The organism is Bradyrhizobium sp. WSM2254 (assembly GCF_000472645.1).
Lineage (GTDB): Bacteria > Pseudomonadota > Alphaproteobacteria > Rhizobiales > Xanthobacteraceae > Bradyrhizobium > Bradyrhizobium niftali.
On sequence record NZ_AXAB01000022.1, the window covers coordinates 1 to 19,653 of the forward strand.

Consider the following 19,653-nt stretch of genomic DNA (forward strand, 5'->3'; position numbering starts at 1 on the left):
GAAGACCTTCTTCTGCGACCCCCACGCGCCGTGGCAAAAGGGCGGCATCGAGAACGCCATCGGCCGCTTGCGCCGCTTCATCCCCCGAAAGACCGACCTCGAAAAGCTCCCAACCAAGCGCTTCCGCCAGTCCGTTGCCACCTACAACAACACCCCGCGCAAATGCCTTGACTTCAGAACCCCGGCAGAGGCCTTCTCCTCTCAACTGTTGCACTTCGAGTGTGAATCCACCTCCTGGCCTTCGCCAGGACGACGTTGGGAGAGGTATGAGCGTGCTGCCACTACCATCGGTCAAGATCCCCATGTCTTGCTCCACCGCGCCGACACGCTCGCGACCCACGACGGCTCCTCGCGCACCAGGCGGAAGCCGAGATTGGCGGGCGGCACGCCTTGCGCGCAACCGCCGGCGCGGGCGTCGCGGATGAAATCGGTGACATAGGCGCGGTGGACGCCCTCGGCGATACGCACGCCGCAATTCACGGTCGGTTTGCCGGCACTGCCGGCCTCGTCGGTCCGCGAGCGCACGAAACAGGTCGAGGTCCACTCCCAGACGTTGCCGGCGAGATCTTCGATGCCGTGCTCGTTCGCGCCGAACTTGCCGAACGGATAGGCCGTCGTGTCGGAGAGGTCGCGTTCGGATTCCCGCTCATAGCGGCTGATCCAGCGCTTCGAGGGATCGTCCGCGTCCACCGGCGCGCCATCATCCTTGAATCGCGAGCCCGCCGCAAACGCCCATTCCGCGTCGCTCGGCAGGCGCCACGTCTTGCCGGTCTTGTGCGAGAGCCAGCCCGCATAGGCCTGCGCATCGTGCCAGCTCACCTGCACCGCGGGGCGATCGGCGGCGATCGCCACGTCGCGATCGAGCGCACGGCAGGCGCCGTCCTGCACACAAAGCTGGTAGTCGGATGACGAGACCTGATGCCGCATGACGTGCAGCGGCCTGGTGAACCGCATCGCGCGCAGCGGCGCTTCGGCCTGCTGCCCGCCACGCGTGAAATCGCCGGCCTCGCGGTAGGACAGGCTGCCCGGCGCGATCTTGACGATCGCAGGCTCCGCCGTGCCGCGGACCGCCATGTCCGAGACCAGCGGCGCCACCGCGATCGGCCCTGCCAGCCCGGCCGCACAAGCCAAGACCAGTTTCAGCTTGAATGCGATCAGCATGATCGTCCCCCGAAAGGAAGAAGGGGCCGGTGATCACCGGCCCCTTGTCGCGTCTAGTTGGTGTTGGCCGGTAACTCCGCAGGCGCCTTCACCTGGGTCATCAGATCGTCGTTCCACTTGCCTTCGACCTTGAAGTGCGCGGTGGCGCCGAGGTCGGCGGCCTCGATCAGATTGTGCGTGACATAGGCGTAGATGCCGGGCTGCATGAACTTGTACAGCGCCGCTCCCGCCGAGCCGCCGCGAATGAACCATGTCTCCAGGCCGACCTCGGGTGCATTGCCGAATTTGCCGGTCTCCCAGACATAGTCGCCATGCCCGCCGATCAGATGCGGACGGCTGTCGCGATTGGCCTGCGAGTGCACGATCAGCACGTTCTCGCCGACATTGGCGGTGAGCGCATTCTTGCCGGTGAGTGCGCCGACCTTGCCGTTGAACACGACATGGGAGGGGATCAGCTTCTTCATCACCTCTTCGGTGTCGGTGAAGGCTTCGCCCGGCGAGTCATAGGACTTGAAATTGCCCTTCTCGTCGCGCGGCACATACATGTCCTGCTCGCCGATATAGTAGACCTTGTCGTATTTCAGTGCGTGGCCCTTGCCGTCGTTCAGTCCATCGCGCGGCAGCACCATCACGGCACCGTTCATGCCTGAGACGACGTGCCAGGGGATCATCGGGCCGCCGGGCGCGCAGTGATAGACGAACACGCCGGTCTTGGTCGCCTTCCAGCGCAGCACGACCTGCTCGCCGGGATTGATCAGGGTGAGCGCGCCGCCGCCGAGCGCGCCGGTCGCGGAGTGGAAGTCGATGTTGTGCGGCATGGTGTTGGTCGCGGGATTGACCAGTGTCGTTTCGACGTAGTCGCCCTCATGCACGACCATCAGCGGGCCCGGCATCGAGCCGTTGAAGGTCATTGCCTGGAAGGTGGTGCCCTTCTCGTCGATGACGACCTTCTTCTCCTCGATCGTCAGCTTGAACTCCACGATCTTCGGGCCCTGCCTGGTCGCCTGCTCGTGCGCATGCACGAACGGCGGAGCGACCAGCTCGACCTTTTGACGCGGCAGTTTGAGATCCTCGGCAGCCAGGGCGGGGGTCGCCAGCATCAGGGCGGTCGCGGCGGCGCTGATCAATGCGGCTCTGCGGGTGAACATCGTAAAGCATCCTTCATCTGAAAGGGTTTTGATGACGGATGCAGTGTGCGCCTGTTACGGCAAGAGTGTTTGCGCTGCGACAAGCTTTTGCCGGATTCGCCTCCGTGAAATTCCCTAGGAGGTATGCTGAAGGCATCGACGATGTGAGCGGCACGACGGCACATGGCACGGCATCGGTTGCGCCAGCGGCAACTCGTTCGCATGTTCAGTTGCGGTTGATCGTAAACGTATGGATGCGCCGAACTAGAGCAACTGTATCGCGATCCAGACAGTGCCCCAGACCGCGAGCGACAGCGCAGCAAAGACGGTGGCCATGATCGTCAGCACGCGCACGAGATGGCCCGCGCCGACCGGGGGCGCGGAGGGGACGGGACGAAAATCGTCGAAGCGCGGAATATGGCCGCGAACGCCGGTGAACCAGAGAACGAGATCGAGCGCGAACGACGCCATGGCCTATCTCCAGGGAGCAATGATTAAGCGTCATCATCGTCCCAATCCGGCGCTCGGACTTTGAGCGAGCGCAAGGTCGCCGGCCCCGAAAACGGGTAATTCAATGCCATCCGGGACTTGCCGCGGCCATGCGCGGCTGAGATTTACGAATGGGTAAGATATGAGAGCTGATCTCGCAGCGAGCTACGGCGAAGAGAGATTGCCGCGCTACACGAGTTATCCGACCGCGCCGCACTTCTCGCCCGTCATCGGCGCCGACACCTACGCCCGGTGGCTGTCCGAGCTTCCTGCCGCGGCCAGCGCGTCGCTCTATCTGCATGTACCGTTCTGCCGCGAGATGTGCTGGTATTGCGGCTGCCATACCCAGATCGTCCGGCGTGACGAGCTGATCGCGGCCTATCAGCGGACGCTGCGCAGCGAGATCGCGCAGGTCGCCGAGACCATCGGCCGCCGCATCAAGGTCGAGCATATCCATTTCGGCGGCGGCACGCCGACGATCATGGCGCCGGAGGCTTTCGTCGAGTTGATGGCGGCGATGCGCCAGGCGTTCTTCGTGCTGCCTTCGGCCGAGATCGCGGTCGAGATCGATCCCCGCACGCTGACCGTCGACATGGTCGAGGCCATGCGGCTGTCCGGCGTCAATCGTGCCAGTCTCGGGGTGCAGAGTTTCGATCCCATCGTACAGCGTGCGATCAACCGCGTGCAGAGCTTCGAGCAGACGGCTGATGTCGTCGCCATGCTCCGGCGTGCCGGCATCGCGGGAATCAATTTCGACCTGATCTACGGGCTGCCGCATCAGACCGTCGCCTCGTGCCTGGACACGGTGCGGCGCAGCCTCTCGCTCGCGCCCGACCGCTTCTCGGTGTTCGGCTACGCTCACGTGCCTGATTTCAAGAAGCACCAGCGCATGATCAGCCAGGGCGCGCTGCCCGACGGCCTGGCGCGTCACGACCAGGCCTGTGCGATCGCGAATGCGCTGAAGGAGGCCGGTTACGTGCAGATCGGGCTCGATCATTTCGCCCGACCCGGCGATTCCATGGCCGTGGCCTTCGAGGAGCGGACGCTGCGGCGCAATTTCCAGGGCTATACCACCGACAAAGGCGAAGTCCTGCTCGGTTTCGGCGCGAGCGCCATCGGGCATCTGCCGCAGGGTTACGTCCAGAACGAGGTGCAGATCGGCGCCTATGCGCAGAGCGTCGGTGCCGGCCGCCTCGCCACCGCGAAGGGCTATGGACTCACCGGCGACGACCGGCTGCGCGCCGACATCATCGAGCGCATCATGTGCGAGTTCGGCGCCGATCTCGGCGACATCTGCGCGCGCCATGGAGCAGAGGCCGAGACGATGCTCAAATCGGCGTCGCGTCTGAAGCCGCTGATCTCGGACGGCGTCGTGAGGGTTGACGGCGACCGGCTCGCGGTCGCGACCGACTCGCGCTTTCTGGTCCGCAGCGTCGCCGCCGCGTTCGACGCGCATCTGGACCCGGGTAAGCAGCTGCACAGCCGGGCGGTGTAACTGCGTCATTCCGGGGCGCGCCACCCGAACTCGGGTTTACCCGAGTTCGGCATATTTCAAGATCCAAGTCGGCAATAGCCGACTTGGATGGCGCGAACCCGGAATCCATTTCACCGCACAGGTTGCTGCCCGATGGATTCCGGGTTCGCGCTGCGCGCGCCCCGGAATGACGATCTGAGAGACCTTGCGCCAGCTTGCGCTCCAACAAAGAAACCGCCGCCCGCTCCGCTATCGTCGTTTCGGAACGGAGTTGTCCATGCCCTTTCGATCCGACGATCTGGTCGATGACATCATGCGTATGGCGCCGCACACGATCCGCGTGTTTCTCGCCTTCAGGATGGCCTGTGTCGGCTGTCCGATCGCAACCTTCCACACGGTGGACGACGCCTGCCGCGAGCATGGCATCGATCGTGAAAAATTCCTCGCCGCGCTGTGCGACTGCGTGCCGGCGTGAGACGGTCTGGAATTCGCGCGGGCCGCGTGCGGATTCCCGGGTGAGGGAGCGCTTTCGCCGTAAGCGGGAGCGGCTCTCACCCCAATCTTCCGGGAGCAGGGTTGTCGCAAAGGCTTTGGGTAGGCCTGGGCGCGCGCCTCGTCCTTCGAGACGACCGCTTCGCGGTCTCCTCAGGATGAGGCTAATCGGCTTCGGTGCCTCTTGAAACTGCTGCCGCGCACTCCGTCCTCATCCTGAGGAGCCCGCCCAAAGCGGGCGTCGCGAAGGATGGGCTGCGAGCAAAATGCTTTCACATGTGATAGCCCGACGATCTCAGGAAACGTCCTGGCGCCGCTCTCACGCCGCGCCGCTGTCGGGGCTCCGTTCCGCCAGCACGACGATCCCATGCGGATCGCGCAGGATGATGCGCTGACGGCCGCTCTCGACGAGGCCTTGGCTCTCCCAGGCGCTCAGGATACGGCTCACGGTGTGCAGCGTGGTGCCGGTCATCTGCGCGATGTCCTGGCGGCTGATCGGGAAGTCGATCTCGATGCCGTGGTCGAGCTTCTTGCCGGATTGCTTGGCGAGGCGCAGCAGCGCATGTGCGATGCGCTGCTCGACCTGCTGGGTCGACATTTCCAGGATGCGGGTGTGGCTCTCCTGGAGCCGCGTGCCGACGGTCTGGAGCGTGTTGGCGGCCAGCGCCGGAAACCGCTCGACCAGCCGCGGCCAGGCCGAATTCGGCCAGATCAGCACCACGCTGTCGTCGACGGCCATCGCAGTCGCCGGGTAGCGCGCGGCTCCGATCGCCATCGCGAGCCCGAACGTCTCGCCGGGCGCGACGTAGCGCACCACGATCTGCTCGCCGGTCGGCGTGGTCTTGGCGGCGCGGATATGTCCGTGCAGCAGCAGGAAGAAGGACTGCGCGTCCGCGCCCTGCTCGAAGATGGCGCTGTTCTTGGGATAGCGCGCCGAGCGGGCCTCGCGCAGGATCTCATCCAGCGCTTCCGGCGTGACCCCGGCAAACAGCGGCAAATGCGCAACCAGCGATGTGTCGACCTTGGCCATTCTGCCTCCTTGGCGCTCGGAAGTGTGATGGCACCTGCAATCGTCCTGGTGTTTGCGATAGCGCAAAACCGGCCGGTCGGGACGGCAGTATTTTTCCAGGCAACGGTCTGAATTTACAGGAGTTGCCCCATGGCTGGCGCCCGATCCCGCAATTTTGCGGGCTGGCCGCTGTTCGCGAACAGCTTTCGGCCCTTTTTCCTGCTCGCGGCCGTCCAGGCAGGGCTGTCGATTCTGGCCTGGCTGCCGATGTTCTACGGCGAATTGTCGGTGACCTCAGCCTTCGCGCCGCGCGATTGGCACGTCCACGAGATGCTCTATGGCTTCCTGCCGGCCGTGATCACCGGCTTCCTGTTCACGGCGATCCCGAACTGGACCGGGCGGCTGCCGATTCAGGGCACCTCCCTGGGCGCGTTGCTGGTGGTGTGGCTGGCCGGCCGCGTGGCGGTGACGCTGTCCGTCGAGGTCGGCTGGGCGTTCGCACTTGTCGTCGATGCTGCGTTCCTGGCGCTGGTCGTCGCCGCCGCGACGCGCGAGATCATCGCGGGCGGCAATTGGCGCAACTTGCCCGTCGTGATCCTGGTGCTCGTGCTGCTCGCAGGCAATGTCGGCTTTCATCTCGAGGCGCATCACGCGGGCGCGGCCGATGTCAGCATCCGCGTCGGCATCGGCGTGGTCGTGCTGCTGATCGCGCTGATCGGCGGCCGCATCATTCCGAGCTTCACCCGCAACTGGTTGGTCAAGTTCAATCCCGGCCGCCTGCCGGTGCCGTTCGGCCGCTTCGACGGAGCGGTGATCGGATTGAGCGCGTTGGCGCTGATCTCGTGGATCGTGGCGCCGTTGAACGTGATCACTGGTGCCGTGATGGCGCTCGTTGGCGTGCTGCATCTGGTGCGGCTTGCGCGCTGGGCCGGCGACCGCACCTCGCGCGAACGGCTGCTCCTGATCCTGCATGTCGGTTATGTCTTCGTGCCGCTCGGCTTCCTCCTGCATGCCCTGGCCGTGTTCGGCGCGTTGCCGCCGAGTGCGGGGATTCATGCCTGGATGGCGGGCGCGGCCGGAACCATGACGCTCGCGGTGATGACCCGCGCGAGCCTCGGCCACACCGGGCAGGCGCTGACGGCTTCGCCGGCGACGCAAGGTATCTATGTCGCGATCGTCGCCGCGGCGCTGGCGCGGGTTGCTGCCGTGGTGTGGCCTGCGCATGGCGATGCGCTGCTGCACATTGCCGCCTGCGGCTGGGTCGTCGCCTTCCTCGGCTTTGCGATTGCGTTCGGCCCGCTGCTCGCCGGCAGTAATCGGCGCGCGCTTGCCATCATGGGCGTGCCCGCTCCGGCACGATAGAGTCAGGCCGCAGATGCCGAAGGCACGTTGGCGGGCTTGGCTAACGGCCGCACGCCCTTGCGCCATGCGGTGATGGTGCAGCCGAAGCGGCCGCGGAACCAGCGAGCCATGGCGCTTTGCGCGGAGAAGCCGAGCTGTGCCGCGATATCGGCCAGCGGCCGGCCGGGGTCGTCGATCAATTCGACGACGAGATCGGCGCGCTGCGCATCGAGGATGGCCGAGAAGCTGGTGCCTGACGCGGCGAGGTGACGGTGGACGGTGCGGCGGGTGCAGGCGAGATGCTCGGCCACGCGCTCGACCGTGCAGTCGCCGCTGGCGAGCAGGAGGCGCACGACCTCGTCGACCTTCTCCTCCCAGCTCGCCGGCCGGGTCTCGATCGCCTCGATCCGCTTGCGCAGATAGCTCGCGATCAGCGGATGCGCGCTCGGGATCCGGCGCTCCATGTCGTGCACCGACAGCAGGATCGCGTCGTCCTCGGCGTTGAACGTCACGTGGCAGCCGAAGAAGTCGCGGTAGCGCTTGCGGTCGCGCGGCGGCGGATAATGCAGATGCACTTCCTGCGGCCGCCAATCGCTGCCGAACAGCGACTGGATGATGCGGTGGACGCTGCCGAGCGCCATGTCGATCGACTGCCGCGGCGCGCTCGGCTGCCGGCCGCGCAGATGCAGCGCGACGGTTACGGTCTGCTTGTTGCGCGCAACGTCGAGCCGCATGCCGTCATGATGGACATGGATGAAACGCGAAAACGCTTCGATCGCTTCGCCGACGGTCGCCTGTTCGCGCACGATCAGGCCGACCGCGCCGAAATTGGTCAGGCCGCCGCGTTCGGCGAGGCGCAAGCCGAAATCTTCGGCGCCGGACATCTTCGCCGATAGTTCGAGCAGGCGGCGCAGGCCTGTCACGGCAATGGGGGTATCCGGCTTGTCGAGGCAGGCCAGCGGCAGCCTGACCTTGCGCATCATCTGTTTGGGGTCGAGCCCGACCGACCGGGCGACCTCCGGATAGTAGCTCAAGCCTGCGCTGCGAATGAGGTCGGTCATGCAAACCGTTCGTGCCAGCCATTCCCGCAGATGTCCCGAAATGTAAAGTTTCTGTCCCGATCCGTCAAATCCGGGAACGGGATGGAACATACATAAGGAAAACCGAAGCACGGGCGTGAATGCCGTGCTCATGACGCCGGGCGCGACGAGGCCCCGCCGTTTCGGATCATTTGACCAAGACATTGCTGGATCGGGATTATGCCGGGGAACATGCTTTCCAAGCGTGAGGTATTCGTCATCGACACCGATGCCGCCTCCCGCGAACAATTGTCCACCGCGCTCCAACAGAGCGCCTATGACGTGATCTGCTTCGCCGACGGTGCGTCCCTGCTCTCGGAAGCGAGGGCGCGGATGCCGGCCTGTGTGCTGCTGGAGATGCCGCCGGATCGCTCCGCCCTCGACGTGCTCAAGCGGCTGCGCGAGGAGAATTGCATGGCGCCGGTTCTTGTGACTTCGGCGAATGGCAGCATCGCCATGGCGGTTGACGCGATCAAGAGCGGCGCGGCCGACTTCATCGAAAAGCCGTTCCGGACCCATGACATCGTGGACCGGATCGATGCCGCCATCGACGAGTTCGGGCAACCCAACTCGAACCGCCAGCGCTGGTTGCCCGGCTGCGAGCCCCTGACGGCGCGCGAGGGCGACGTGCTCGAGCATCTCGCCGCCGGCCTGACCAACAAGGAGATCGCCCGGCGCATGCATCTGAGCGCTCGGACGGTCGAGGGCTACCGTGCCGGCATTCTGAAGAAGGCCGGCGCCAAGAACGTGACCGATCTGCTCCGCCGCATCTTTGGTCAGGGCTCGCCCACCCAAGTCTGAGGACTTGTCTAAGGACTTTGGGTTAACGGCTCCGCCGCGGCGTGCGACGCGTTCCGCGGCCTTGGTGCCGCCGCAGCGGCGCCCAACGGAAACCCCAATCGAACCAGTTCCTTCCCTGCCGCGTCCAACCATGTTGGCGAGGCATTTGATCGCGCGTCCGGCTGGCGGCGCGGCGATATCGGCAGGAGGGACTTCATGCGCATCACCGCAAAATGTTTGGCGACGACGTGCCTGGTTCTGGTGACCACGGCATTCGCGCTGCCGTCATGGGCCGCCGATGTGGACGCCACATCGGCCATCGATACCGTCACCGTCTATCCCGACGGCGCCACCGTCACCCGCGTCATTGCGCTGGATCTCGCCTCCGGCGACAGCACGCTGGTCGCCAGGGACTTTCCGCTCTCGCTCGATCCGTCCTCCCTCCGCGTCGAGGGCGAGGCGGGCGCCAAGCTCACCATCGGCACGATTGACGCGCGGCCGCCGCGCGCGGCGCCGCCGGTCAACCTGCCGGAACTCGACAAGCGCATCGAGGCACTGAAGGATCAGCGCGCCGATCTGCAAGGTGCAATCGATTCAGCCGCTGCGCGGCGCAAATTCGCGCAGCACTTTGCGGAGGCCTCACCCGCCGGGCTTGGCGAGAAGGGCGAGGCGCGGCCGATCACCGAATGGCGCGCGGCCTTTGCTGCGGTTGCCGAGGAGATCGCGACCGCCGACACTGCGATCCGCGATGCCACGCGAAAGCAGCGCGAGATCGATCGCCAGATCGGGCAGCTCGAAGCCGAGCGCTCCGCCAAGCCCCCGAGCAAGTTCGAGGTGCGGATCGACGTCGCCTCCGCGGCGGCGACGAAGGCGACGCTGCGGGTGACCTATGCGGTGCGCAATGCGCGATGGATGCCGCTCTATGACGCCCGGCTCGACACCGGCGCGAAGGACCGCAAGCCGCAGCTCGAACTCGTCCGCCGCGCCGAGGTCACGCAATCGACCGGCGAGGACTGGTCGAACGTCACGCTCGGCGTCTCCACGGTCCGCATCGGCCGCGGCGGCAGCGCGCCGGAGCTGAATTCGCTGGTTGTGAGGTATCCGCAACTGCCGAAGCCGCTGGCATTGGGCACGGCGTCGGACATGGCGATGCCCGCGCCGCCGATGACGCGGCAGGCGCAATCTCCGGCGATGGCGAAAGCGGCCGAGCCCGAACCGCGTGAGCGCGCGGACGAGCAGCAGGCCAACGCCGAGATCGGCGATTTCCAGGCCGTGTATCAGATCAGCGGCCGCGTCAGTCTCGGCGCCAATGAGGGCGCCAAGAGCCTGCTCATCTCCTCCATGACGGTGACGCCTGACCTCGCCATCCGCGCCGCCCCGGTCGTGGATCCCACCGCTTACCTCGAGGCGTCATTCAGGCTTGCCGAGGATACCACTCTGCTGCCCGGCAAGGTCGCGATCTTCCGCGACGGCACGTTCGTCGGCCGCAGCAAATTCTCGACCGCCGCGCGGAACGACGCGATCCGGCTCGGCTTCGGCGCCGACGACAGGATCAAGATCGAGCGCACCGTCATCAGGCAGAACGAAGGCACGGCTGGCGTGATCACGTCCTCCAAGACCGACGTGCGTTCGTTCCGCACCGTTGTTCGCAACGGTCACGACTTCCCGATCCGCATCGCGATCGAGGATCAGCTTCCGGTCAGCGAGAACGAGGATATCGGCGTCGAGATGCTGTCCTCGACCACGCCGCCCACGACCACCAATCTGCGCGACAAGCGCGGCGTGCTGGAATGGGCGTTCGACGCAAAACCCGGCGAGATCAAGGAGATCAAGTTCGCCTGGCGCATCCGCTGGCCCAAGGACAAGGCCATCGTCATGACGCCGGCGGGCTAGGCACGCCGCGTCTATCTAACCTCTCCCCGCAAGCGGGGCGAGGGGTATACCTTCACCGTGGCAGCGCCGCCGCCGCCCGCATCGATTGCGGCAGCACGTAAGGCACGCCGTCGGCCTGGTGGACGACGGCGTCGATCTCGAAGATGTCGCGGATGGTCTCGTGCGTGACGACATCGGCGCGCGGGCCGTCGGCGGCGAGCTTGCCGCCGTTCAGCACGACCAGCCGGTCGGCGAAGCGGATCGCAAGGTTGAGGTCGTGCAGGATCGCGATCACGGCGGTGCCACCAGCCGCGCGGCGGCGGGCAGCCTCGACGAGGTCGATCTGGTGGCGCAGGTCCAGGCTCGAGGTCGGCTCGTCCAGCAGCAGAAGTCCAGGTCCATGCTCGGCCTCGCCGCAGGCGAGCTGCACCAGCACGCGGGCGAAATGCGCGCGCTGCTGCTCGCCGCCGGATAATGTAGGCAGTTGCCGCTCGCGAAAATGCGCAAGGCCGACCTCGTCGAGCGCAGCATCGACGAGCGCGCCTGCCTCGCGCGGACTGCGATCGCCCGCGCCCATCAGCACGATCTCCTCGACGGTGAAGGGGAAGGTGACGTTGATGTGCTGGGACAGCATCGCGCGTCGCGCGGCGAGCTCGCGCGGCGTGAAGCTGTGGATGTCGCGCTGCTTGAGGCGTACCTCGCCCTCGCTCGGACGGAGATCGCCGGACAGCAGCCGCAGCAGCGTCGACTTGCCGGCACCGTTCGGACCGATGATGGCGACCATCTCGCCAGCCGTAACCGTCAGGCCGACGCCATCGAGCAGCCTCGCGCGGCCGGCGCGCTTGCTTAAGTGTCGCGCCTCGATCACCGCGCTCATAGCGAGGCGAGCCCGCGCTGTCGCAGCAGGATTCCCAGGAAGACCGGCGCGCCGACGGCCGCGGTCAAGATGCCGATCGGCATCTCCGCCGGCGCCACGATGGTGCGCGCCAGCGTGTCGGCGCCGACCATCAGGATGGCGCCGAGCAGCACCGAAGCCGGCAGCAGCAGGCGATGCGCCGGTCCAATGACGAGGCGGAGGAGATGCGGCACGACGATGCCGACGAAGCCGATGACGCCGCTGATCGACACCGCAACCCCGGTCATGGCGGAAACCATGACGATCGAGATCCGCTTGAGGCGCTCGACGTCGACACCGCCGTGAAAGGCGTCGGCCTCGCCAAGTACCAGCAGATCGAGGCCGCGTGCGATGAAGGCGCAGGCGGCAAGCCCGATGACGAGGATCGGCGCGAGCACCGCGGCCTTGGTCCAGGTCGCGCCGCTCATCGAGCCGAGTAGCCAAAATGTAATGTCGCGAAGCTGGCGGTCGTCGGCGATGAACACCAGAAGCCCGATACCGGCATTGGTGATGGCGGTGATGGCGACGCCGGCGAGCAGGAAGATCGCGATCGAGGTCCGCCCCGAGCGGCTGGAGATGCCGTAGAGGATCGCGGTCGTTGCCAGCGAGCCTGCGAAGGCGGCGAGCGGCAACAGCTCGGTCTGGAGGAAGCGCAACGTCTCGCCGAAACGCGAGTCCGTGAAGACGATCGCGCTCGCAGCGGCCAGCGCACCGCCGCTGGAGACGCCGACCAGGGCGGGATCGGCGAGAGGATTGCGGAACAGTCCCTGCATGATCGCGCCGGCCGCGGCGAGCAGGCCGCCGACCATCGCGGTTGCCGCAATCCGGGGAATGCGGATCGACCACAGCACGAGCTGGTCGCGCGCCGTCATCGCATCGGCTGTCGTGGTGCCGGCAAAGCCGAGCGCGGCAGGCAGCCGGGAGAGCGGAATGCCGGCTGCGCCCACGGTCAGTGCGACGACCGCGGTGGCCGCGAGCACCGCGAGCAGAAGAGGAATCGCGAACGATGCGGATCGCCGTCTCGCACCAGCGTGTCGCTGCGGGCGTCGCGCCTCGGTCTCGATCGCCACGCTCATTGCCGGCAATTCGCCGCCGACAGAGCCGACGGGAATGCGCCACCCTGGTCGGCCAATGCCGGATAGAGTTTTACGGAGAGATCGCGCGCCGCCGCCGCCGTGCGCGGCCCGAAGCCGAGCAGATAGAGTCCGTCCATGGTGATGAAGCTCTTGTTGGCCGCGACCGGCGTCAGCGCAAAGCCGGGATGGGCATAGACCGCGTCGGCCTGGAGCGACTCCTTGCCGCGCTCGATCGACAGCACGAATTCGGGCCTGGCCGCCACGATCGCCTCGTCGCCGATGATCTTGTAGCCGTCATAATCGTCGACCGCATTGGCGGCGCCGGCGAGCTGGATGATCTCGTCGGCTGCGGTCTTGTGGCCGGCGACCATGGCACGCCCGTTCTGCAGCGACATCACGAACATCACGCGCACCGGCTTTTTCACCTTGGCGCGCAGCGCGCGGAGCTGGGCGAGATCGGCGCCGACCGCGGCGCTGAGGCATTCGGCGCGTGCATCGACGCCCATGGCGTGGCCGACCAGCCTGATCTTCTCGATCAGCCCGTCCTCGGAAAAGGTCTCGGGCACCAGCACCAGCGGCACCTTCGCCGTCTCGAGGAGGTCCATGGTCTCGCGCGGGCCCGACCCCTGGATCGCGAGGATCAGCGTGGGATTAAGACCAAGCACGCCCTCGGCCGAGATCTGGCGCATGTAGCCGACGTTGGGTTTGTCGTGCAGCGCCGCCGCCGGATAAAGGCTCGTGGTATCCACGCCGACCAGCCGGCCCTCGAGCCCGAGCGCGTAGAGGATTTCGGTGATGGCGCCGCCGATCGAGACCGTGCGTGCGACGTCGGCAACGGTGACATCGCGATTGCGGGCGTCATGCACGGTGATGCCGGCGGCGCGCGCGGTGGACGCGAGTGCGATCGTGCCGGTGAACAGGAGCGTTGTGAGGGTGCGGCAAAATGTCATTGCAGGCTACTTCGTCAGGATCAGCTTGTTCTGCGAGGTCAAACGCAGGCGATAGGCGTCCTCGCCATGCGCGATGATGATCTCGCGCTCGTGCGCAAAGAGCTCACGGCTGTCGATCCGGCTCCCTCGCATGGTGAGGGTTCTCGTTGTTGCGGAAGGGGTTTCCGCCGGCCCTGCCGCGCCGCTGCCGCTGTCTCCGGACATTGCTGACATTTTTGGTGTGATGCGCCTTCGAAATTTCAGATGCTGCCTGTTTGTATAGGCGGCATCTGGCGCATTCCAACGGCGGCATTTTTACAATCGATATAAACTGCAACCTGATGTCATTGACCGTCAGAGTGTTGCCACGTTACCAATCATGACAGCAGGCAACATGCCTGCGTCTTGAAAAATCAGCCAGCCAGTCGCCGCGTCGTGCGGCGCACGCCAGCCAAACGACTCCAAAACTAAAGTGAAGTGCAGGCTGGGGCTGATATGGCTGACGGGGCTAGGTATTCGCGCGCCCTGATTTTGGGCGCGTCGGTGGTTTCAATCGCGGCATTGGTGACGGAGAGCAGTCTCGCGCAGACCGCATCGCCGCAGGCCGAACATGCGTCGTCGCCGGAACGGCCGAAGCAGGCCAAGCGCAAGCAGGTCAGGCCGACGGCTGCGCAGCAGGCTGCGCCCGACGTCTTGAACGCCCGTGCGCAGGCGGGCAGCGCCGCGCCGGTGCAGGTGCTCGACACCATCACGGTCGCGGCGACGAAGACCAAGGAGCGCGCGATCGATGCGCTCGCGCCCGTCAGCTCGATTTCGTTCGACCAGATCCAGGGTCTTCAGCCGAACCGGCTGTCGGATGTCTTCTATGCCGTGCCCGGCGTGTCGTTCCAGGAGCGCGGCGACGATCCCGCGACCGTCATCAACATCCGCGGCATGCAGGACTTCGGCCGCGTCGCGGTCGTCGTCGACGGCGCGCGGCAGAACTATCAGCGCACCGGCCACAATGCCAACGGCTCCTTCTTCCTCGATCCCGAATTGATCGGCGGGATCGACGTCGTGCGGGGACCGACCGCCAACATCTACGGCTCCGGCGCGATCGGCGGCCTGGTCTCGTTCCGCACCAAGGACATCAACGACGTGCTGCGTCCCGGCGAGCGCTGGGGTGTCGATCTCTCCGGATCGTATGGCTCCAACAACAATCGCGGCCTCGGCTCGGTATTCGGCGGCGTGCGCGCCACGCCCGACGTCGATATCTTCGGCGGCGCGGTCTACCGTACGCAGGGCAATTACAAGGACGGCAACGGCACCGAGATCGGCAACACCGGCAACCAGGTCGAGGCCGGGCTGATGAAGCTCACGGTGCGGCCGGCCCTTGGTCACGAGGTCAAGTTCGGCGCCGTGTTCCAGGATTATCAATACGACATTGGCCAGTTCAATCGCGGTCCGACGACCAACCAGGCATTGATTGCGCTCAATCGCGGATCCTCGGTCTACGCATCCGATGCCAAGAACTATACCGGGACCATCACCTGGAACTATGCGTTGCCGAGCGACAATCTGTTCGACTGGCACATGTCGGTCTACGGCAATCGCACCGACAACGACCAGACCAAGACCTACCACTACGGCACGACACCGTCGGCCTTTTGCAACGGCGGCCTCGGCAACAACGTCTCGGGCTGCGTCGGCGACAAGCGCGGCTACGTCCTCAACACGTATGGCATCGACGCCAACAACACCACGCGCTTCAACGTCGGCGACTGGCGCAATGCGCTCACCTGGGGCGTCGACGCGTTCCAGGATGACGTGATCACGACCGACAGCCGCGGCAATTCCAACATCACCACGCCGAGCGGCATCCGCACCGTGTCGGGTGGCTTCCTTCAGTTGAAGCAGAACTACAGCACGTGGTTCGAGGCGGTGAGCGCGATCCGCTATGACCGTTACGACCTGGACTCGGGCAACACGCATGCCGGTGGTGACCGCTTCTCGCCGAAGATCACCCTTGGCGTCACGCCGGTCGCGGGCTTCCAGCCTTATGTGAGCTATGCTGAAGGCTACCGTGCGCCCTCGATCACGGAGACCGTCATTTCCGGCGCGCATGCAACTGGCGGCGGACCGGTTTTCTTCCCTTGCCCTGATGGAACCAGCGGCCTGTTCTGCTTCCTGCCCAACCCGAACCTTCGCCCCGAGGTCGGCAAGAACAAGGAGGTCGGCTTCAACCTGAAATATGACAACATCTTCAGCGCGTCCGACTCGTTCCGCGGCAAGATCAACCTGTTCCGCAACGACGTCTCCGACTACATCGACCTCGTTGCCTCGACGCCGGTGGCGACGCCGTTCGGCATGGCGAGCCAGTACTACCAGTATCAAAACATCGCGCAGGCCCGCATCCAGGGCTTCGAGGCGGAGACGATGTACGATGCGGGCGACTGGTTCATCGGTGTCGCCGGCCACTACATCCAGGGCAAGAACGTCGCGACCAATATCGGGCTCGCGACCATCACCCCGCGCAAGGTGGTCACGACCGGCGGTGTCCGCCTGCTCGATCGCACGCTGATCCTGACGGCGCAGTGGGCCTCGTACGGTCCCAACAACGACGTGCCCGCCGGCTATCTGCCGGCGACCGGGTACGAGCTGGTCAACCTGTACCTGACCTACAACGCGACCAGGGACATCGTGTTCTCGGCCTCGATCGACAACCTCTTGAACCAGTACTACCGGCCTTACGCCATTCCCGGCAGCTCGACCGACGGCACCACGCAGAACGACGTGCTGTGGTCGAGCCCGGGACCGGGCCGGGTCTACAAGGCCGGCATGAAGATCCACTTTGGAGGTGCGTAAGCCGACAGGCGTCGCAACGTCAGCAATCTCCGCCGGGCCGCGCTGATGCTCCAGCGCGGTTTCGGCGCGTTTTCATCTTGATCAGAAGGAGAGACTCTCATGTTTATCGCAATGAATCGTTTCCAGGTGAAGAAGGGCGCGGAAACGGCGTTCGAAACGGTCTGGGCTACGCGCGAATCCTATCTCGGCAGCATGCTGGGCTTCGTCGAGTTTCATCTCTTGAAGGGCCCCGAGGCCGAGGACCACACGCTCTATTCGTCGCACACCACCTGGGTCGACAAGGCGGCGTTCGAGGCCTGGACGCGCTCCGAGGAATTCCGCCGCGCCCATGCCCGCGCCGACAACCGGACCGGCGAGAGCCTCTATCTCGGCCATCCCAAGTTCGAGGGCTTCGAGGTGATCCAGAGCGAGCGCAAGGCCGCGGCCGCCTGAGGTGGCGACGCAGGAGAAGGAGCTGGACATGCTGAGCACCGATCTCGCCGATCTCAGGGCGCATATGGCCGACAATCCCGGCGCGGTGATCGAGGACGTCGCGCGGGAGCGCAAGGTCACCCCGCGTGCGGTGATCGAGGCGCTGCCCTCGTCGATGGTGCGCATGGGAGGCGGCGAGCATTTTGCCGCCGCCATGCAGGACGTCGCACAATGGGGCGAGGTCACGCTGATTGTGCACACGGATGACGCGATCTTCGAATTCACTGGCTCAATTCCCGCGGGCGAGATCGGCCGCGGTTATTTCAACCTGATGCAGCCGAAGGGCCTGCATGGCCATCTCCGCCACGAGCGCTGCGCAGGCGTCGCCTTCGTCGAGCGCCCCTTCATGGGCAAGAATTCGGCCTTCGTTGCCTTCGTCAATGCCGACGGCGGCATCATGTTCAAGGTCTTCGTCGGCCGCGACGAGACCCGGGCGCTGCGTGGAGACCAGCTGGCGCGGTTCCGCCAGCTTGCGGACCGGATCGCGGCGCCGCCCGCGGCATAGCTTCCCTCTGTCTGTCGGGAGATCAGGATGCAAGGCAATTCCAGGCTTCGGCACGTGATCGTAGCAATCGCGCTGGCGCTCGCGCCGGCTCCGGCCTTCGCGATCGACGAAGCGCTGTTGCCGCGCAATTTGTCGCCCTGGGGCATGTTCGTCAGCGCCGATATCGTGGTGAAGGCGGTGATGATCGGGCTGGCCGTCGCCTCGCTGGTGACGTGGACGGTGTGGCTCGCCAAGACCGTCGAGCTGCGCCGCAAGAGCGCGCTCGCCGTGCAGCGGACGCGCGCGCTCGAGGGCAAGATGAAGCTGGCGGAGGCGGCGGAGCGGACCTCCGACGCGCATGATGCGGTCGCCCAGCTCATGCAGTCCTGCGCGAAGGAGGCGGAGCTCTCCGGCGGCATTGTCGATGACGGTCTGCAGGAGCGCGTGGCGTTGCGGCTGGAGCGTGTCGAGGCGGCGATGTCCAGGCAGATCGCGCGCGGCACCGGCGTGCTCGCGACCATCGGCGCCACCGCGCCGTTCGTCGGCCTGTTCGGCACGGTCTGGGGCATCATGAACGCCTTCATCGGCATCTCCGAGAGCCACACCACCAGCCTTGCGGTGGTCGCGCCCGGCATTGCCGAAGCGCTGCTTGCCACCGCGCTCGGCCTCGTTGCCGCGATTCCGGCGGTCGTGATCTACAATCATCTCGTCCGCGGCATCGCCAATTACCGCGCGCTGCTTGGGGACGCCTCGGCACAGCTCATGCTGCTGGTGAGCCGGCAGCGCGACCACAGAGAGTTCCGCCTGTCGCGGGCGGCGGAGTAGGCCATGGCCGCAAAGCTCGGCGCAGGTTCGGGATCGCCGCTCAAGCGCGGTGACCCCAGTGATCTCGACCTCACCCATGAGATCAATGTCACGCCGTTCATCGACGTGATGCTGGTGCTGCTGATCATCTTCATGGTGGCCGCCCCGCTCGCCACCGTCGACATCGGCGTCGAGCTGCCGGCGACCGCGGCCGAGCCGGCGCCGCGGCCGGACAAGCCGGTCTTCGTCACCGTGAAGCCGGACCTGTCGATTGCCGTCGGCGAAGACGTCGTGGCTCGGGAGGCGCTCACCTCGTCGCTCGACACCGCCACCAGGGGGCGCAAGGACGAGCGTATTTACCTGCGCGCCGACAAGGCGGTTTCCTACGGCGATCTGATGGACGTGATGAACACCCTGCGCAACGCCGGGTATCTCAAGGTCGCCCTCGTCGGCCTCGACGGACGCAGTTGATGGCCGCGAACGCCTTTGCCCTGCACGAGCCGCTCGGCGAGCGCGAGGGTGCACGCTGGGGCGTCTCGGCCGCGGTGATCGTGGCGTTGCATCTTGCCGCTGCGCTGCTTGCGATGAGCTGGCTCAGGTCGCAGCCGGAGCAGGGCGTCACGCTTCCGGCGATCATGATCGACATGGCGCCGGTGACCTCGGCACCGCAATCAATGCCGGACGACGTCGCGCCCGGGCCGGTGATGCAGGAGGCCGACGCTTCGCCGCCGGAGCCCGCGCAGCGGCAGATGATCGAGGAAACCATCGCGCCGACGCCCCCGCAGGACAAGCCGGACGTCGTGGCACCGCCTGAGCGGAAGCTGGAGCCGACACCAGCCAGGCCCGAACCCGCGAAGATCGTGCCGGTCGAAAAGCCTGCGCCTGACAAGCCGAAGATCGTTCGCCGCGAGGCAAAGAAGCCGTCGGACGCGACGCCCGCGCCGCGCACAAGCGCGCCGCCGCGCGCCGAGCGCGAGGCGCCGATGGCGTCTGCGATGAGCGCGGGCGCGGTGGCCTCGGCGATCGCGTCCTACAATCAACGCGTCCGCGCCCATCTGATGCGCTTCCACCAATATCCGTCCGCAGGCGGGGGGCAGCGCGGCGTTGCCAGGCTGAACTTCACCCTCAGCCGCAGCGGGCAGGTCACGTCCAGCCGTCTCGGCGGCTCCTCCGGCGTCGCCGCCTTCGACGCCCAGGCCATGTCGATGATCCGCCAGGCCTCGCCGTTTCCGCCGATTCCCGACGAGATCAAGAACGGCGCGATGAGCTTTTCGATCCCGGTGGAGTTTACGGTGAGGTAGTCGGGCTCTTCGCCTCTCCCCGCGC

The 19,653-nt window shown here is 66.0% G+C and carries 21 protein-coding genes; 11 read left to right on the forward strand and 10 right to left on the reverse strand.

Annotated features, from left to right (window positions below):
- The 4 genes from A3M7_RS50270 to A3M7_RS0116335 all read right to left on the reverse strand — a co-directional run.
- Positions 1 to 304, reverse strand: a 304-nt coding sequence (locus A3M7_RS50270) for a hypothetical protein (protein WP_210164297.1), incomplete at its 3' end; no start/stop codon positions are given.
- Positions 292 to 1,161, reverse strand: a complete 870-nt coding sequence (locus tag A3M7_RS0116325; protein WP_027544888.1) for an SUMF1/EgtB/PvdO family nonheme iron enzyme — start codon at positions 1,159 to 1,161, stop codon at positions 292 to 294. The genes A3M7_RS50270 and A3M7_RS0116325, both read right to left, overlap by 13 nt.
- Positions 1,162 to 1,214: 53 nt before the next feature.
- Positions 1,215 to 2,309 (reverse strand): copper-containing nitrite reductase, encoded by a 1,095-nt coding sequence (gene nirK, locus A3M7_RS0116330; protein WP_027544889.1) that lies wholly within the window; start codon positions 2,307 to 2,309, stop codon positions 1,215 to 1,217.
- 243 nt (positions 2,310 to 2,552) lie between these two features.
- Positions 2,553 to 2,759, reverse strand: coding sequence for a hypothetical protein (locus A3M7_RS0116335; RefSeq protein WP_027544890.1), 207 nt, complete (start codon positions 2,757 to 2,759; stop codon positions 2,553 to 2,555).
- A 160-nt stretch (positions 2,760 to 2,919) separates the two neighbouring features.
- Here A3M7_RS0116335 and hemN point away from each other — a divergent pair, with 160 nt between their 5' ends.
- Both hemN and A3M7_RS0116345 read left to right on the forward strand, forming a co-directional pair.
- A complete protein-coding gene (hemN, locus tag A3M7_RS0116340) occupies positions 2,920 to 4,272 on the forward strand; it encodes an oxygen-independent coproporphyrinogen III oxidase (protein WP_027544891.1) in 1,353 nt (450 codons plus the stop codon).
- Positions 4,273 to 4,528: 256 nt separating this feature from the next.
- Positions 4,529 to 4,726, forward strand: coding sequence for a DUF1858 domain-containing protein (locus A3M7_RS0116345; RefSeq protein WP_027544892.1), 198 nt, complete (start codon positions 4,529 to 4,531; stop codon positions 4,724 to 4,726).
- A gap of 336 nt (positions 4,727 to 5,062) precedes the next feature.
- Here the strand turns inward: A3M7_RS0116345 and A3M7_RS0116350 are convergent, their stop codons facing one another.
- Positions 5,063 to 5,773: a Crp/Fnr family transcriptional regulator gene (locus A3M7_RS0116350; protein ID WP_027544893.1), complete on the reverse strand. Its 711-nt coding sequence runs from the start codon at positions 5,771 to 5,773 to the stop codon at positions 5,063 to 5,065.
- A gap of 129 nt (positions 5,774 to 5,902) precedes the next feature.
- Between A3M7_RS0116350 and A3M7_RS0116355 the strand changes: the two genes are divergently transcribed.
- Positions 5,903 to 7,114, forward strand: coding sequence for an NnrS family protein (locus tag A3M7_RS0116355; protein ID WP_027544894.1), 1,212 nt, complete (start codon positions 5,903 to 5,905; stop codon positions 7,112 to 7,114).
- A gap of 2 nt (positions 7,115 to 7,116) precedes the next feature.
- On the opposite strand, the gene A3M7_RS0116360 is transcribed toward A3M7_RS0116355, so the two are convergent.
- Positions 7,117 to 8,154 (reverse strand): AraC family transcriptional regulator, encoded by a 1,038-nt coding sequence (locus tag A3M7_RS0116360; RefSeq protein WP_027544895.1) that lies wholly within the window; start codon positions 8,152 to 8,154, stop codon positions 7,117 to 7,119.
- 198 nt (positions 8,155 to 8,352) lie between these two features.
- Here A3M7_RS0116360 and A3M7_RS0116365 point away from each other — a divergent pair, with 198 nt between their 5' ends.
- Positions 8,353 to 8,973: a response regulator transcription factor gene (locus A3M7_RS0116365; RefSeq protein WP_027544896.1), complete on the forward strand. Its 621-nt coding sequence runs from the start codon at positions 8,353 to 8,355 to the stop codon at positions 8,971 to 8,973.
- A gap of 195 nt (positions 8,974 to 9,168) precedes the next feature.
- Positions 9,169 to 10,845, forward strand: a complete 1,677-nt coding sequence (locus A3M7_RS0116370; RefSeq protein WP_027544897.1) for a mucoidy inhibitor MuiA family protein — start codon at positions 9,169 to 9,171, stop codon at positions 10,843 to 10,845.
- 52 nt (positions 10,846 to 10,897) lie between these two features.
- Here the strand turns inward: A3M7_RS0116370 and A3M7_RS0116375 are convergent, their stop codons facing one another.
- The 4 genes from A3M7_RS0116375 to A3M7_RS50500 are packed head-to-tail and all read right to left on the reverse strand — an operon-like array spanning position 10,898 to position 13,958.
- Positions 10,898 to 11,701, reverse strand: coding sequence for a heme ABC transporter ATP-binding protein (locus tag A3M7_RS0116375; protein ID WP_027544898.1), 804 nt, complete (start codon positions 11,699 to 11,701; stop codon positions 10,898 to 10,900).
- Positions 11,698 to 12,795, reverse strand: a complete 1,098-nt coding sequence (locus A3M7_RS0116380; RefSeq protein ID WP_027544899.1) for an iron ABC transporter permease — start codon at positions 12,793 to 12,795, stop codon at positions 11,698 to 11,700. The genes A3M7_RS0116375 and A3M7_RS0116380 overlap by 4 nt, the downstream gene beginning before the upstream one ends.
- Positions 12,792 to 13,745 carry a hemin ABC transporter substrate-binding protein gene (locus A3M7_RS0116385; protein WP_027544900.1) on the reverse strand — a complete coding sequence of 318 codons (954 nt, stop codon included), beginning with the start codon at positions 13,743 to 13,745 and terminating at the stop codon, positions 12,792 to 12,794. Before A3M7_RS0116385 ends, A3M7_RS0116380 begins: the two co-directional genes overlap by 4 nt.
- 6 nt (positions 13,746 to 13,751) lie before the next feature.
- Positions 13,752 to 13,958 carry a hemin uptake protein HemP gene (locus A3M7_RS50500; protein WP_027544901.1) on the reverse strand — a complete coding sequence of 69 codons (207 nt, stop codon included), beginning with the start codon at positions 13,956 to 13,958 and terminating at the stop codon, positions 13,752 to 13,754.
- Between the two features lie 261 nt (positions 13,959 to 14,219).
- Between A3M7_RS50500 and A3M7_RS0116395 the strand changes: the two genes are divergently transcribed.
- The 6 genes from A3M7_RS0116395 to A3M7_RS0116420 all read left to right on the forward strand — a co-directional run bounded on the left by A3M7_RS0116395 (position 14,220) and on the right by A3M7_RS0116420 (position 19,628).
- Positions 14,220 to 16,568 (forward strand): TonB-dependent hemoglobin/transferrin/lactoferrin family receptor, encoded by a 2,349-nt coding sequence (locus A3M7_RS0116395; RefSeq protein ID WP_027544902.1) that lies wholly within the window; start codon positions 14,220 to 14,222, stop codon positions 16,566 to 16,568.
- Positions 16,569 to 16,667: 99 nt separating this feature from the next.
- Positions 16,668 to 17,000, forward strand: a complete 333-nt coding sequence (locus A3M7_RS0116400) for an antibiotic biosynthesis monooxygenase (RefSeq protein WP_027544903.1) — start codon at positions 16,668 to 16,670, stop codon at positions 16,998 to 17,000.
- Between the two features lie 28 nt (positions 17,001 to 17,028).
- Positions 17,029 to 17,544, forward strand: coding sequence for a heme utilization cystosolic carrier protein HutX (gene hutX / locus A3M7_RS0116405; protein ID WP_027544904.1), 516 nt, complete (start codon positions 17,029 to 17,031; stop codon positions 17,542 to 17,544).
- A 27-nt stretch (positions 17,545 to 17,571) separates the two neighbouring features.
- Entirely contained in the window at positions 17,572 to 18,348 is a 777-nt protein-coding gene (gene exbB / locus A3M7_RS0116410; protein WP_027544905.1) for a tonB-system energizer ExbB, read from the forward strand.
- A gap of 3 nt (positions 18,349 to 18,351) precedes the next feature.
- Positions 18,352 to 18,798 carry a TonB system transport protein ExbD gene (gene exbD / locus A3M7_RS0116415; protein WP_027544906.1) on the forward strand — a complete coding sequence of 149 codons (447 nt, stop codon included), beginning with the start codon at positions 18,352 to 18,354 and terminating at the stop codon, positions 18,796 to 18,798.
- Positions 18,798 to 19,628 carry an energy transducer TonB gene (locus tag A3M7_RS0116420; RefSeq protein WP_027544907.1) on the forward strand — a complete coding sequence of 277 codons (831 nt, stop codon included), beginning with the start codon at positions 18,798 to 18,800 and terminating at the stop codon, positions 19,626 to 19,628. The genes exbD and A3M7_RS0116420 overlap by 1 nt, the downstream gene beginning before the upstream one ends.
- Positions 19,629 to 19,653 lie beyond the last annotated feature (25 nt).